Source organism: Streptomyces sp. NPDC048516, assembly GCF_043199875.1.
Taxonomy (GTDB): domain Bacteria; phylum Actinomycetota; class Actinomycetes; order Streptomycetales; family Streptomycetaceae; genus Streptomyces.
In genome coordinates, this window is sequence record NZ_JBICWS010000002.1 from 154,729 (window position 1) to 168,439 (window position 13,711).

Consider the following 13,711-nt stretch of genomic DNA (forward strand, 5'->3'; position numbering starts at 1 on the left):
CGGCATGGAACGCCACACCATCGAACCCCGCCCCGGCTGGCAGCAGACCGTTGAGGCGCAGGGCCTGATCTACCCCCTGACCCGCTACCCGGACGACTCGCTGCGCCCGTACTGGGACGAGAGCGCCTACTACTCCTTCACCCTCCCCGAGGTCGAGGCCCTGGAGGAGGTCGTCGAGGAACTGCACGGCATGTGCCTGGCCGCGGCCGCGCACCTCGTCGAGCACGACCGCCTCGCCGACCTCGGCATCGAGGACCCGCGGCTGGCTCGCCTGGTCGCCGAGTCCTGGCGCCGGCGCGAGGAACTTCCCTCCCTCTACGGGCGGTTCGATCTGCACTACGACGGCAGCGGCCCGGCCAAGATGCTGGAGTACAACGCCGATACGCCGACCTCACTGGTCGAGGCGGCCGGCCCGCAGTGGTTCTGGATGGAGGAACGCTTCCCCGGCGCCGACCAGTGGAATTCGCTGCACGAGCGGCTGGTGGCGGCCTGGAAGCGGCAGGCCCAGCTGCTGCCGCCCGGCGCGCCGCTGCACTTCGCGCACTCGGCGGACGATGAGCTCGGCGAGGACCTGATGACCGTCGCCTACCTGGAGGAGACGGCGCAGCAGGCGGGCCTGGAGACGGTCACCATTTCGATGGAGGACATCGGCTGGGACCGGCTCTCCGGCCGCTTCGTCGACCAGCGGCTGCGCTTCATGCGGGCCTGCTTCAAGCTCTACCCGTGGGAGTGGCTGGCCACCGACGACTTCGGCCCGTTCGTCCTGGACACCCTCGACAACGGCGGCGGAACGGGCTCCACGCTCTGGATCGAGCCCGCCTGGAAGATGCTGCTCTCCAACAAGGCGCTGCTGGCAATCCTGTGGGAGCTGTACTCGGGGCATCCGAACCTGCTGCCCGCCTACCTCGACGGGCCGCGCGAGCTGGCGCACACCCGCGGCTACGTCGCCAAGCCGCTGCTCGGCCGGGAGGGCGCCGGTGTCACCCTGCACGAGCCGGGCGCCGAGCCGGTACTGCGGGGGCCCGACGACCCCTGCTGCTACCAGGAGTTGGCTCCGCTGCCGGACTTCGACGGCAATCGGGTCGTCCTCGGCGCCTGGGTCGTCGAGGACGAGTCGGCGGGCCTCGGCATCCGGGAGTCGGCGGGGCCGGTCACCGATGAATACGCCCGCTTTCTGCCGCATGTGATCCGCTGAGGCGGCGGCCCGGCGCGCGGCGGGGACGCCGGTCGGGCCGCCGCTATGCGTCGCGGTCATGGCCGCGGTACTGCTGTGCGGCGGCGGCCATCCTGCGCTTGAGCGGGGGCGAATGGTTGACCACCCGCATCCCGGTACGCATCCCGGCCGGCACCGCTCGGCCGATGACCGGCTTGTGGACCGGATCGCTTCCCCGCATCTGCGCCAGGGATTTCCTGACCGCCTCGAAGCCGTAGTCGATCATCTGCGTCTCGTAGTCGCGGACAGCCGCCATCAGCGGCACCTCGCGGTCCCGGGCCGAGACCAGCTTGGCGCACAGCAGCTCGGCATCGCGCAGCGCGGTGTTCGCTCCCACCCCGCGGCCCGGCGTCATGGTGTGGATGGCATCGCCGATCAGGGTGACGTTGCTGGTGGCCCGCCGCTCGATGGGGACCGAGGTGCGGATGTTGAGGGGGAAGCAGGTGGACGGGTCGGCCAGCTCGGACAGTTTGCGCAGCCGGGCGTCCCAGGTGCGGGTGAGCTCGACCGTGAGGTCGTGCAACTGCCGGCCGTTCATCCCAAGGACGCCGGCGGGCAGGTTCCGTGCCGCGCCGCCGAACCCCAGCATGATGTAGTCGCGGGTGTTGTCGAACTGCAGGCCGGGCCAGGTGTCGAGCAGTGCGGCGTCACTCGCGCCGATGCCCTGGCGGGGCCGGCCCCGCTCGTCCCACGGGAACTGCATGACGTGGCCGAGGGCGGTCAAGCGCCCGCCCCGGCTCTTGGTCAGCCGGCGTACATCGGTAAGGAATGCGGTGAATTCCACGGCCGGCAGGTGCAGTTCCCCGGGTGTCCATGCCCGTCCGGCAAGCATGCGGCGGGCTTCGTGGATGAGATCGTCGGCCGAGCTGAGCTGAACCACTCCGCCCGGGAACTCCACGAACGTGCCCGGCTCGTCGCCCCGGCCTCACTTCTGGCCTGAGGGCTGTCCCGTGGGAGGACGGCACACGGCGGCAGCGCGCGTCCGGCCCCGGTCTCATCCCGCCAGCACCCCCCGCAGCTGTTCCAGCCCCCAGTCCAGGTCCTCCTTGCTGATCACCAGCGGCGGGGCGAGCCGGATGGTGGCGCCATGGGTGTCCTTGACCAGCACCCCGCGCGCCAGCAGCCGTTCGGAGATCTCCCGTCCGGTGCCGCGTGACGGGTTGATGTCCACTCCGGCCCACAGTCCGCGGCCGCGCACCGCGTCCACCGCGCCGCCGCCCACCAGCAGTCCCAGCTCGCTGTGCAGATGCTCGCCGAGCTCCACGGCCTGCTGCTGGAACTCACCGGTCCGCAACATCGCCAGCACCTCCAGCGCCACCGCGCAGGCGAGCGGGTTCCCGCCGAACGTCGAGCCGTGCTCGCCGGGCGCGAAGACGCCCAGCACCTCGCGGGAGGAGACCACCGCCGAGACCGGCACCACCCCGCCGCCCAGCGCCTTGCCCAGCACATACATGTCGGGCACCACGCCCTCGTGCTCACAGGCGAAGGTCCGGCCGGTGCGGCCCAGCCCCGACTGGATCTCATCGGCGATGAACAGCACGTTCCGGCTGCGGGTGAGCTCCCGTACGCCGGCCAGATAGCCCGGCGGCGGGACCAGCACCCCCGCCTCGCCCTGGATCGGCTCCAGCAGCACCGCGACCGTGTGGTCGTCGAGGGCGGCCTCCATCGCGGTCAGGTCGCCGTACGGGACGATCTCGAAGCCGGGGGTGTACGGGCCGAAGCCTGCGCGGGCCTCTGGGTCGGTGGAGAAGGAGACGATGGTGGTCGTCCGGCCGTGGAAGTTGTGGTCCGCGACGATGATCTTCGCCTGGCCGTCCGGGACGCCCTTGACCTGGTAGCCCCACTTACGGGCCGTCTTCACCGCGGTCTCGACCGCCTCGGCGCCGGTGTTCATCGGGAGCACCAGCTCCATCCCGCACAGCGCGGCCAGCTGCGTACAGAAGTCGCCGAACCGGTCGTGATGGAAGGCGCGCGAGGTGAGGGTGACCCGTTCCAGCTGGGCCTTGGCCGCGTCGAGCAGCCGGCGGTTGCCGTGCCCGAAGTTCAGCGCGGAGTACCCGGCGAGCATGTCCAGGTAGCGCCGGCCCGTCACGTCCGTCACCCAGGCACCCTGGGCGGTGGCCACGACGACGGGCAGCGGATGGTAGTTGTGCGCGCTGTGGGCCTCGGCGGCGGCGATGCTGCGTTCCGTGGACGTCACCGGTGACTCCGTTCGGTAGACCGTGCGGGGCGCGGGCACTGCCGCGCCCCTCTCCATTGTCGCGCCGGCCAGGAGCGACGGGCCTGCGAAGATCCGCCGGACAGGGGCCGGGGGTGTCCTAGACTCTGCGGTGCGCACCGCGACTGGCGTACGGGGAAACAACCTCGAGGAAGCGGTGTGCGGCCACCACCACGAGGTGCCGCCCCGCCTGGGCACCCCGGGACCACGACCGGATCACCGATCGACCGCCCCGGAGGACGCCATGTCCCAGTCCCTTCCCCTTTCGCATCCCGCGCTGAGCGCCGCCGACCCCGAACTCGCCGCGCTGGTGGGCGCCGAGGAGCAGCTCCAGTCCGACACCCTGCGGCTGATCCCCAGCGAGAACTACGTCTCCGCCGCCGTCCTGGAAGCCACCGGCACCGTCCTGCAGAACAAGTACAGCGAGGGGTACGCGGGCCGTCGCTACTACGAAGGCCAGCAGAACATCGACCGCGTCGAGACGCTGGCCGTGGAGCGCGCCAAGGCCGTCTTCGGCGTGGAGCACGCCAACGTCCAGCCGTACTCAGGCTCGCCCGCCAACCTCGCCGCCTACCTCGCCTTCGCCGAGCCCGGCGACACCGTGCTGGGCATGGCGCTGCCGATGGGCGGTCACCTCACGCACGGCTGGGGAGTGTCGGCCACCGGCACCTGGTTCCGCGGCGTCCGGTACGGCGTACGCGCCGACACCGCGCTCATCGACTTCGACGAGGTGCGCGAGCTCGCCCGCAAGGAACGCCCGAAGATCATCTTCTGTGGCGGCACCGCCGTCCCGCGCACCATCGACTTCGCCGCGTTCGGGGAGATCGCCCGGGAGGTCGGCGCCGTCCTCGTCGCCGATATCGCCCATATCGCCGGTCTGATCGCGGGCGGCGCCCACCCCTCGCCCGTCCCGCACGCGGACGTCATCTCCACCACCACCCACAAGACCCTGCGCGGCCCGCGCGGCGCCATGCTGATGTCCCGGGCGAGCCACGCCAAGGCGGTCGACAAGGCCGTCTTCCCCGGTCTGCAGGGCGGTCCGCACAACCACACCACCGCCGCCATCGCGGTCGCCCTGCGCGAGGCGGCCGCCCCGTCCTTCCGTGACTACGCCCATGCCGTCGTCGCCAACGCCAAGGCGCTCGCCGAGGCGCTGCTGGCCCGTGGCTACGACCTGGTCTCCGGTGGCACCGACAACCACCTGGTGCTGATCGACCTCACGTCGAAGGACGTGCCGGGCAAGGTCGCCGCGAAGGCGCTGGACCGGGCCGGCATCGTCGTCAACTACAACACCGTCCCCTTCGACCCCCGCAAGCCCTTCGACCCCTCCGGCATCCGCCTCGGCACCCCGTCCCTCACCTCCCGCGGGCTGGGCACGGACCGGATGCCGCTGGTCGCCGAGTGGATCGACCGCAGCGTCCAGGCCGCGGCGAAGGGCGACGAGGAGGCGCTGGCGGTGATCCGTACGGAGGTCGCGGAACTCATGGCGGCCTACCCGGCGCCGGGGCTCGCGACGGCCTGAGGCCCGGGGTGCGGCGGCTCACCCGCTGAGCACCGGCGGCCTCACCGGCTGCCCGTGATCAGCCGGTGAGCCGGACCGGCAGGACGTGGGTGCTGTTGCCGATGAAGCTCGGGTGCGGCGGCAGCTCCGCGTCCGGGACGGCGAGGTCCAGCGCCGGATACCGGGTGAACAGCGCCTCCAGGGCGACGGTCGCCTCCAGCCGGGCCAGCGGCGCGCCCAGACAGTAGTGCGGTCCGTGGCCGAAGGAGAGGTGCCGGGCGGCGGGCCGCCGGGTGACGTCGAACCGGTCCGCGTCGAGGCCGTAGGCGTCCGGGTCCTGGCCGGCCGCGGAGTAGGAGGCCAGCATCGGTGTCCCGCGGGGGACGACCGTGCCGCCGATCTCCAGGTCCCGGACCGGGTAACGGAACGGGAAGTGGGCGACCGGGCTGTCGTAGCGCAGCGTCTCCTCGACCACGTCGTCCCAGGTGGCCCGCCCGTTGCGCACCAGCTCCAGCTGCCCGCGGCCGGTGCACAGGGCCCGCACCGCGTTGGTGATCAGGTTGAGCGTGGTCTCGTGCCCGGCAATGATCATCAGTAGCAGGGTGCCGACCAGTTCCCGGCCGCTCAGCCGGTCGCCGTCCTCCTCCTGGGCGGCGAGCAGCGCGCTGGTCAGATCGTCGCCCGGGTCCGCCCTCCGGGCCTCGGCGACCTCGGCGAGGACGGCGATGATCTCGCGGTGGGCGGCCTGTGCCTCGCCGGCCGTGCCGGTCGTGCTCACGATCAGGTTCGACAGCTCGTGCAGCCGGTCGCGCAACGCGACGTCCACGCCCAGCAGTTCACAGATCACGCTCATCGGCAGGGGGTAGGCGAAGTGCCGGCGCAGATCCACCGTGCCGTCGGCCGCGGCGGCCCCCGGCAGCGCGTCCAGCAGCCCGGCCGTCAGCTCCACCACCCGGGGCCGCAGCGCCGCCACCCGCCGCGCGGTGAACGCCTTGGTCACCAGGCCGCGCAGCCGCCGGTGTTCGGCCCCGTCGGCCGTGGTCATCCCGTCGACCGTGGCGAAGGTGGCCAGCGGCCAGCCGGGCGGCACGGTGCCGTCGTGCAGGGCGGCGAAATGGCAGGCGTTCTTGGCGACTTCGGGGTGGGCAAGGACCTCGCGCAGCACCTCGTGACGGGTGACGGCGACCGCGGGCACCTCCCCGGGCAGCAGGACGGGGACCACCGCACCGGCCGCCCGCAGCAGCGCATCGGCCGCGGCCCGGCCGGCGCCGCCGGGGGCCAGCGGATGCGGCGCCGCGTCGGTGCGCGGGGGAGGGGCGGCGCCGGCCGGTGGCACGGGAGGGCGGGTGTCGGCCGGTGGTGCGGGACGGCGGGTGTCGGCCGGTGGCACGGGAGGGCGGGTGTCGGCCGGTGGCACGGGAGGGCGGGTGTCGGCCGGTGGCACGGGAAGGGGGGCGTCGGCCGGTGGTGCGGGACGGCGGGCGTCGGTCATCGGCGGTCCTCGCAGATCGGGTCAGAGATCCGGGGGAGCACGTAGCGCGGAGCCCTGGCGCGGAGCCTGGCACGGAGCCCCGAGCCACGATGCCAGCTCCCGGCCCCCGCGAACAGGCCGCCTCTGCCCCCGGCGACGGCCCGCACCACGTTCCGCCACCTTGCGCCGGTCCCCCCTTGCGGACCTGAGACAATCGATGGCATGGCTCTCGATCGCCCGACCGTCGCTCACGACCACCCTCAGGGGAATGGCTCCGCCATGCAGAGTTCTCCGCGTGTGCTCTCCGGTATCCAGCCCACCGCCGGCTCCTTCCACCTCGGCAACTACCTCGGTGCGGTGCGCCAGTGGGTGGCGCTGCAGGAGTCCCACGACGCCTTCTACATGGTGGTCGACCTGCATGCGATCACCGTCCCCCAGGACCCGGCCGAGCTGCGCCGCAACACCCGGATCGCCGCCGCCCAGCTGCTGGCCGCCGGCCTCGACCCGGAGCGCTGCACGCTCTTCATCCAGAGCCATGTGCCCGAACACGCCCAGCTCGGCTGGGTGATGAACTGCCTCACCGGCTTCGGCGAGGCGTCGCGGATGACGCAGTTCAAGGACAAGGCCGCCAAGCAGGGCGCCGACCGCACCTCCGTCGGCCTGTTCACATACCCGATCCTGCAGATCGCCGACATCCTGCTCTACCAGGCCCACCAGGTCCCGGTAGGCGAGGACCAGCGCCAGCACATCGAGCTGACCCGCGACCTCGCCGAGCGCTTCAACGGCCGCTACGGCGAGACGTTCACGATCCCGGCGCCGTACATCCTCAAGGAGACGGCCAAGATCTACGACCTCCAGGACCCGTCGGCCAAGATGAGCAAGTCGGCCGCCAGCGCCAAGGGCCTGATCAACCTCCTCGACGAGCCGAAGGCCTCCGCGAAGAAGGTCAAGAGCGCGGTCACCGACACCGACACCGTGATCCGCTACGACGCGGAGAACAAGCCCGGTGTCTCCAATCTCCTCACCATCTACTCCACCCTCACCGGCACCACGATCCCGGAGCTGGAGCAGAAGTACGAGGGCAAGATGTACGGCGCGCTCAAGACCGATCTCGCCGAGGTGATGGTCGAATTCGTCACACCGTTCCGGGACCGTACGCAGGAATATCTGGACGACCCCGAGACGCTGGACTCGATCCTGGCCAAGGGTGCGGAGAAGGCTCGCGCGGTGGCCGCCGAGACCCTCGCCACCACCTATGACCGGCTCGGATTGCTGCCGGCCAAGCACTGACGGCACGGTCCGCGCACGGCCGGGAGCGTCCGTACGGCGGGCCGCAACCGGCCGCGCGGACCGCACAGGACCCGGGCCTCCCACCCGTGGGGGCTCCTGTGCCTGCGCACAAGACGGCTGAGGACGCTCCCCGCGAAGGGCGCGCACCCGGCACACTAAGAGGGTGCGCGAGCGCGCCGCACATACGTCAGGAGGGAGAACGCAGTGGGGACCGTAACGCTGGGCGTTTCGATCGCGGTCCCGGAGCCGTACGGCAGCTTCCTCCAGAGGAAGCGCGCGGGCTTCGGGGACCTGGCCGCACCCGGCATCCCCACGCACATCACCCTCCTCCCGCCGACGGAGGTCAGCGCCGACGCGCTGCCCGGCATCGAACGCCACCTCGCGGAGGTCGCGGCCGGCTGCCGCCCCTTCCCGCTGCGCCTGGAAGGCACCGGGACCTTCCGGCCGCTCTCCCCGGTCGTCTACGTAAAGGTCACCGAGGGCGTGACGGGCTGCACCGCCCTCCAGGCCCGGATCCGTGCCGCTTCCGGCCCCTGCGCACGCGAGCTGCAGTTCCCGTACCACCCGCATGTGACCGTCGCCCACGGCATCGACGAAGAAGCCATGGACCGCGCCCAGGCCGGGCTCAGGGACTTCTGCGCGACGTGGACGATCGGTGGCTTCGCGCTGTACGAGCAGGGTCCGGACGCGGTGTGGCGGCTGGAGCGGGAGTACCCCTTCGGCCCCCAGACGGCCGCCGTCCCGCGCCAGGCCGCCGACCTCTCCCGGCCGCCGGCGGCTTCCTGCTGACACCGCGGCCGTGCCCCGCTGGAAGGGTCGTCCCTGCCGTCCCTGCCGTCCCTGCCGTCCCTGCCGTCCCTGCCGTCCCTGCCGTCCCTGCCGTCCGGTCGCCCGTGGTGTCTGCCGCGGCGCCGTTCCTGCTCCCGTACGGGGCTTCCCGCTGCCCGGACCCGGAGGTCAGGGCGCGTCTTTCCGATCGGCCCGGGCGGTCGCCTGACATCCTGCACGGACCGGCGGGCACAAGGGCACAAGGGCACGAGGGCAACGAACGCCCGGGACGCCCGGGACGCCGGCACCGCACGAGGGGAACGCCATGGACTGGTTGAGCAAGCTGCCGGTGATCGGACCGGCCGTCACCTGGCTGATGACCACCCACCTCTGGCGTGCCTATGAGCGGATGCTCCGGGTGCACTGGACCAGGCTCGCCGCCGCGATCACCTTCACCAGCTTCGTCGCGCTCTTCCCGCTGCTCACCGTCACCGCCGCGATCGGCGCCGCACTGCTCAGTGACGACCGGCTGCACAAGCTGGAGGACAAGATCGCCGAGCAGCTGCCCGGGATCTCGGGACAGCTCGACATCGCCGCACTCGTCGACAACGCCACCACCATCGGCCTGGTCGCCGGTGCCGCGCTGCTGCTCACCGGCATCGGCTGGGTCGAGTCGCTGCGCGACTGCCTGCGGGCCGTCTGGGAGAAGGACAACGAGAAGACCAACTTCTTCCTCAGCAAGCTCCGCGACGGCGTCCTGCTGCTCGGGGTCGGCGGCGTCGCCGTGCTCTCCCTCGCCTGCTCGACCTTCGCGTCCGCCGCGGTGGGCAAGGTGGCCCATGCGATCGGCTTGCCGGAGGGCGGCATCGGCAGCGTCCTGCTCTCGATCGCCGGCTTCGTCATCGCCGTCCTCGCGGACTTCCTGCTGCTGGCCTACATACTGACCAGGCTCCCCGGCGTCCATCCGCCGCGCCGCGCCGTAGTGGTCGCCGGCCTCCTCGGCGCGATCGGCTTCGAACTGCTGAAGCTGCTGCTCAGCGGCTATCTCCAGGGCGTCGCCTCCCGGAGCATGTACGGCGCCTTCGGCACCCCGGTCGCGCTGCTGCTGTGGATCAACTTCACCGCGAAGCTGCTGGTGTACTGCGCTTCTTGGACGGCCACGGAGGGAGAGCGGCAGGCGGAGGACGAAGACCTCACGACGCCGGACGGGCCGGACGGACCGGGCGGACCGGACGGACCGGATGGGCCGGAGCGGCGGGAGGCGCCGGACGGGCCGCCGGGCCCGGGGGAGCGGGAGCGACCGGAGGGGCAGGAGCGCCCCCGGGCGGCCTGACGACCATCCGTCCTTCCCCCCGGCGGGTCACTCGGGCCCCGTGGGTCAATCGGCCCCCGTGGGTCAATCGGACCTCCGCAGGTCACGCGCCCCCGCAGGTCACGCGCACCGGCGCGGGGCACTCGCACCGGCGCAGCTCACGCGCACCACACCGGTGCAGCTCACGCGCACCACACCGGTGCAGCTCACTTGCACCCGCCCAGCTCACTTGCACCCGCCCAGGTCACTTACGGGACCGGCGGCCCCGCAGCAGCTCCGGCAGCGGCCGGCGCCGGTGCACGGCGAACGCCACGATGCCCAGCAGCGCCAGCACACCGCTGCCGATGCCCACCGCGGTCCATGCCGCGTCCATTCCGCCGGTGCCGTTCAGCGCCGCCTGCGTGCTCTCGTGCGCGCCCTTGCCCTTGCCCTTGGCGCTCACGGCGCCGGTGCCGTCGTCCTCGCTCCTGGGGCCGACGAGCCGGCCGACCGGGTCCACCTTGTCGGCCGCCGCAAAGCCCCAGTCGAACAGCTTGGCGGCCTCCTTGTAGGCCTCGTTGTGCTCCTTCTTCTCCGGGTTCATGACCGTGACGAGGAGCTTGCGGTCGCCGCGCTGGGCGACGCCGGTGAAGGTCGACCCCGCGTTGGTGGTGGAACCGTTCTTCACCCCCGCGATCCCGGGGTACGGCTTGATGTCGTAATCGCCGCTGAGCAGGCGGTTGGTGTTCTGGATGCCGAACGTCGCCCGCTTGCCGCCCTTGCCCTCCTCACCGGGGAACTGCGCACTGGCCGTCGAGCAGTACTCGCGGAAGTCGGCGTTCCGCAGCCCCTCCCGGGCGAACAGGCTCAGGTCGTACGCGCTGGAGACCTGGCCCGGCGCGTCATAGCCGTCCGGGGTCACCACATGCGTGTCGTTGGCGTTCAGTTCCTTCGCCCGCTGCTGCATCTGCGTGACGGTGGCCTTCGTCCCGCCGTTCATCGCGGAGAGCGTGTGCACCGCGTCGTTGCCGGACCGCAGGAAGACACCCAGCCACAGGTCGTGGACCGTGTAGCTCAGGTTCTCCTTTATCCCCACCAGGCTGCTGCCGGCTCCCATCCCCGCCAGGTCGGCGGGCTTGACCGTGTGCTTCTCGTTCTTGGGGAACTTCGGCAGCACCGTGTCGGCGAACAGCATCTTCAGCGTGCTGGCGGGAGCGAGCCGCCAGTGCGGGTTCTTGGCGGCCAGCACCTTGCCGGACTCGGCGTCGGAGACGATCCACGAGCGGGCCGTCAGCGTGTCCGGGCCCGGCAGCTTCGGCGCGCCGGGCTTCAGCGCCACCTGGACGCCGGGAGTGCCCAGCCGGCCCCCGCCGATCTGCGACATCGTCGACGGCGGCGCGGGAGTCTTGGGATCGGCGTGTGCGGTGCCGGCCAGCAGCGGGGAAGCCAGCAGCCCGGAGGCGGCGAGCGCGGCGGCGGTGCGCAGGGGGAAGCCGTTGCGCGCCGCGCGACCGGCATCGCCGGTCACGGCCGGGGCAGCCGCTGTGGTCGCACCAGCCGATGCGGTCGGGCCGGCTGACGCGGTCAGGGCAGCTGTCGTGGCCGGGGCAGCCGATGCGGACGGGGCGGTCGGATCGGTGGAAGCCATGGAAGGTGTGGAGGCCATGGAATCCGTGGAAGCCGTGGAGGCACAGAAGGTCGTCGGCACGTCGGTGAACGTACCCGCCTTTGCCCGGGGCGCCGACAGCACCCCACGGAAGAGTGCCCCTGCCGACCGCCGGATGGAGCCGCTGCCCATACTGGGATGTATGAAGCTCTCTCGCCCCGTGTCCTGGTTCCTGCTCGCCTTCGGGGTGTGGAGCTGGTTCATCTGGATCACTTTCGTCAAAAACCTCTGGAAGGACGGGAGCGGTCTCGCTTTCGACGCCGCGGGTGACCCGACGGCCTACTTCTGGGTCCATCTGCTGCTCGCGGTGGCTTCCTTTCTCTTGGGGACGGCGATCGGTGTGATCGGGTTCCGCGGCGTACGGGCCCTGCGCCGCGAGGCCGCACAGGGCACGTCCGATCAGCCCTCCGCCCCCTCCCCGTCCGCCTCCTGACCCACGGGCACGGGCAGCCGCCGTGATCTTCGCCCTGATCGTGGTCCCGGTCCTCGGACTGTTCTTCGGCGTGCACCGCTACTTGTGGTGCCGGCTCGTCCGCGACACCACCACACCGCACAGCAGGCTCCGCCGAGCGGGCACCACCGCCGCCTTCGCCCTCCCCCTGACCGCCCTCGCCGCCCTGCTGGCCGGCCGCGTGGGCGCCCCCTTCCTCCTGCAGCAGGCACTGGCCTGGCCCGGCTTCCTCTGGCTGGCCCTGGTGCTCTATCTCACACTCGCCCTGCTGGTGGGCGAGGCGGTCCGGGCAGCGGGACTCCGGGTACTCCGCGATGACGAGCCGGGCGGGGGGACGGCGCCGGGCGGGAGATCGCCGGACGCGGGGGCTCCGCTGGGCACCGGGACGCCGTCGGACGCGGGGACGCCGTCGGATGTCTCCCCGTCCCCCTCCCCGTCCCCCTCCTCGGCGCCCACTCTCCTGCCGCCCGGCACCCCCGCCCTGCCGCCGCTCGCCGTGCCGCCCCGCCGGCTCTTCCTCGCCCGGGCGGTCGCCGCCGGTGCCACCCTCGCCGCCACGGCCGCCGTCGGCTACGGCACCGTGACCACCCTCCGCGGCCCGGCCGTGAAGCGCGTCACCATCCCCCTGGCCAAACTGCCCCGCGCCGCCCACGGATTCCGGATCGCCGTCGTCAGCGACATCCACCTGGGCCCGATCCTCGGCCGCGCCCACACCCGGCGGGTCGTCGAGACCATCAACCGCACCGACCCCGACCTGGTGGCCATCGTCGGCGACCTGGTCGACGGCAGCGTCGCGGACCTCGCCCCGGCCGCAGAACCGCTACGCGAACTCCAGGCCCGTCATGGCGCCTTCTTCGTCACCGGAAATCACGAGTATTACTCGGGAGCGTCCCAATGGGTCGACCATGTACGTGAGTTGGGGGTGCATCCCCTTGAAAACGCGCGTAGGGAATTTCCTTGGTTCGATCTCGCAGGCGTCAACGACATCGCGGGCCAGGCCGAACATGCGGGCCCGGACTACGACTTGGCGCTGAGCGGACGGGATCCCTCCCGCGCCGTCGTCCTGATGGCCCACCAGCCGGTCACCATCCACGACACCGTGCGGTTCGGCGTGGACCTCCAGCTCTCCGGCCACACCCACGGCGGCCAGATGTGGCCCTTCACCTACGTCGCCGCCGCCACCAACCCCACCGTCGCCGGCCTGGAGCGCTACGGCGACACCCAGCTCTACGTCAGCCGCGGCGCGGGCGCCTGGGGGCCACCGGTCCGCGTGGGGGCACCACCGGATGTCACGGTCGTCGAACTCGCCTCGCTGCGGGCGTGACTGGCCCCCGGAAGGGTTGCGCTACGCAGGTAACAACCCATCGACAAACTGCGGTCGCATCGCGCACTAAATCGTACACATTCCGACATTCGATCTTGCGGCGAAGGTGGTCAACTCCCTAGTCTTGTCATTCTTTACGCTGCCCATACCGCAGGCTTCGCCGGCCTGTGAGATGGGCCAACGGGGGAGTGAAACCAGTGGGTGAGCAGTTCAGGGTCGACCTCGACGAGCTCGACAGCGTCGTGCGCAAGCTCAAGCAGCTTCGCGGCGACATGGACGAACCCAGCCAGAAGATGAAGTACAGCACGGCCATCCCGAAGTCGGCGTTCGGCTCCAGCTTCAACGAGGCCGAAGAGATTGCTGCCTCGCACGACAAGATGCAGCAGTACATGACCCAGGTGATCACTGCGCTCCACAAACTCATCACGGAGTTCGGGGACAAGACCGAGCGCAGCCGGGGCGCGTACGAGGACCAGGAGCAGGAGACCAAGGCGTCCATGCGGCAAGGCAGCTGAGTC

Annotated in this window: 12 protein-coding genes and 1 riboswitch; of the genes, 8 read left to right on the forward strand and 4 right to left on the reverse strand. The window is 71.5% G+C overall.

The window, feature by feature from the left end; all coding sequences use genetic code 11:
* Nucleotides 1–4 precede the first annotated feature (4 nt).
* Complete coding sequence (locus ACGFR7_RS04555; protein WP_393312874.1) at nt 5–1,195, forward strand: glutathionylspermidine synthase family protein; 1,191 nt, start codon at nt 5–7, stop codon at nt 1,193–1,195.
* 43 nt (nt 1,196–1,238) lie between these two features.
* Here the strand turns inward: ACGFR7_RS04555 and ACGFR7_RS04560 are convergent, their stop codons facing one another.
* Both ACGFR7_RS04560 and rocD read right to left on the reverse strand, forming a co-directional pair.
* The gene (locus ACGFR7_RS04560) at nt 1,239–2,093 is read right to left on the reverse strand and encodes an FAD-dependent oxidoreductase (protein WP_393312876.1); all 855 of its coding nucleotides are present in this window, start codon (nt 2,091–2,093) and stop codon (nt 1,239–1,241) included.
* A gap of 114 nt (nt 2,094–2,207) precedes the next feature.
* Nucleotides 2,208–3,413 carry an ornithine--oxo-acid transaminase gene (rocD, locus tag ACGFR7_RS04565; RefSeq protein WP_393312878.1) on the reverse strand — a complete coding sequence of 402 codons (1,206 nt, stop codon included), beginning with the start codon at nt 3,411–3,413 and terminating at the stop codon, nt 2,208–2,210.
* A 129-nt stretch (nt 3,414–3,542) separates the two neighbouring features.
* A riboswitch (ZMP/ZTP riboswitch) is annotated at nt 3,543–3,634 on the forward strand.
* 41 nt (nt 3,635–3,675) lie between these two features.
* Here rocD and glyA point away from each other — a divergent pair.
* A complete protein-coding gene (gene glyA, locus ACGFR7_RS04570) occupies nt 3,676–4,953 on the forward strand; it encodes a serine hydroxymethyltransferase (protein ID WP_393312880.1) in 1,278 nt (425 codons plus the stop codon).
* 58 nt (nt 4,954–5,011) lie between these two features.
* Here the strand turns inward: glyA and ACGFR7_RS04575 are convergent, their stop codons facing one another.
* Entirely contained in the window at nt 5,012–6,424 is a 1,413-nt protein-coding gene (locus tag ACGFR7_RS04575; protein ID WP_393312882.1) for a cytochrome P450, read from the reverse strand.
* Nucleotides 6,425–6,682: 258 nt separating this feature from the next.
* Here ACGFR7_RS04575 and trpS point away from each other — a divergent pair, with 258 nt between their 5' ends.
* The 3 genes from trpS (at nt 6,683) to ACGFR7_RS04590 (ending at nt 9,794) form a co-directional block, all read left to right on the forward strand.
* The gene (gene trpS / locus ACGFR7_RS04580; protein ID WP_393314162.1) at nt 6,683–7,693 is read left to right on the forward strand and encodes a tryptophan--tRNA ligase; all 1,011 of its coding nucleotides are present in this window, start codon (nt 6,683–6,685) and stop codon (nt 7,691–7,693) included.
* 204 nt (nt 7,694–7,897) lie between these two features.
* Nucleotides 7,898–8,482, forward strand: coding sequence for a 2'-5' RNA ligase family protein (locus ACGFR7_RS04585; RefSeq protein ID WP_393312884.1), 585 nt, complete (start codon nt 7,898–7,900; stop codon nt 8,480–8,482).
* Between the two features lie 304 nt (nt 8,483–8,786).
* Nucleotides 8,787–9,794 carry a YihY/virulence factor BrkB family protein gene (locus ACGFR7_RS04590; RefSeq protein ID WP_393312886.1) on the forward strand — a complete coding sequence of 336 codons (1,008 nt, stop codon included), beginning with the start codon at nt 8,787–8,789 and terminating at the stop codon, nt 9,792–9,794.
* Nucleotides 9,795–10,017: 223 nt separating this feature from the next.
* On the opposite strand, the gene ACGFR7_RS04595 is transcribed toward ACGFR7_RS04590, so the two are convergent.
* The gene (locus tag ACGFR7_RS04595; RefSeq protein WP_393312888.1) at nt 10,018–11,550 is read right to left on the reverse strand and encodes a D-alanyl-D-alanine carboxypeptidase family protein; all 1,533 of its coding nucleotides are present in this window, start codon (nt 11,548–11,550) and stop codon (nt 10,018–10,020) included.
* A 10-nt stretch (nt 11,551–11,560) separates the two neighbouring features.
* Between ACGFR7_RS04595 and ACGFR7_RS04600 the strand changes: the two genes are divergently transcribed.
* The 3 genes from ACGFR7_RS04600 (at nt 11,561) to ACGFR7_RS04610 (ending at nt 13,708) form a co-directional block, all read left to right on the forward strand.
* On the forward strand, nt 11,561–11,851 hold the full coding sequence (locus tag ACGFR7_RS04600; RefSeq protein ID WP_393312890.1) for an SCO4848 family membrane protein: 291 nt from the start codon (nt 11,561–11,563) through the stop codon (nt 11,849–11,851).
* Between the two features lie 22 nt (nt 11,852–11,873).
* Nucleotides 11,874–13,193 carry a metallophosphoesterase gene (locus ACGFR7_RS04605; RefSeq protein ID WP_393312892.1) on the forward strand — a complete coding sequence of 440 codons (1,320 nt, stop codon included), beginning with the start codon at nt 11,874–11,876 and terminating at the stop codon, nt 13,191–13,193.
* Nucleotides 13,194–13,390: 197 nt separating this feature from the next.
* The gene (locus ACGFR7_RS04610; protein ID WP_393312894.1) at nt 13,391–13,708 is read left to right on the forward strand and encodes a hypothetical protein; all 318 of its coding nucleotides are present in this window, start codon (nt 13,391–13,393) and stop codon (nt 13,706–13,708) included.
* Nucleotides 13,709–13,711 lie beyond the last annotated feature (3 nt).

Coding starts and splice junctions, on each gene's coding strand:
- ACGFR7_RS04555 (WP_393312874.1), top strand. CDS start 5: ATGGAACGCCACACCATCGAACCCCGCCCCGGCTGGCAGCAGACCGTT.
- glyA (WP_393312880.1), top strand. CDS start 3,676: ATGTCCCAGTCCCTTCCCCTTTCGCATCCCGCGCTGAGCGCCGCCGAC.
- ACGFR7_RS04575 (WP_393312882.1), bottom strand. CDS start 6,424: ATGACCGACGCCCGCCGTCCCGCACCACCGGCCGACGCCCCCCTTCCC.
- trpS (WP_393314162.1), top strand. CDS start 6,683: ATGCAGAGTTCTCCGCGTGTGCTCTCCGGTATCCAGCCCACCGCCGGC.
- ACGFR7_RS04590 (WP_393312886.1), top strand. CDS start 8,787: ATGGACTGGTTGAGCAAGCTGCCGGTGATCGGACCGGCCGTCACCTGG.
- ACGFR7_RS04595 (WP_393312888.1), bottom strand. CDS start 11,550: ATGGGCAGCGGCTCCATCCGGCGGTCGGCAGGGGCACTCTTCCGTGGG.
- ACGFR7_RS04600 (WP_393312890.1), top strand. CDS start 11,561: ATGAAGCTCTCTCGCCCCGTGTCCTGGTTCCTGCTCGCCTTCGGGGTG.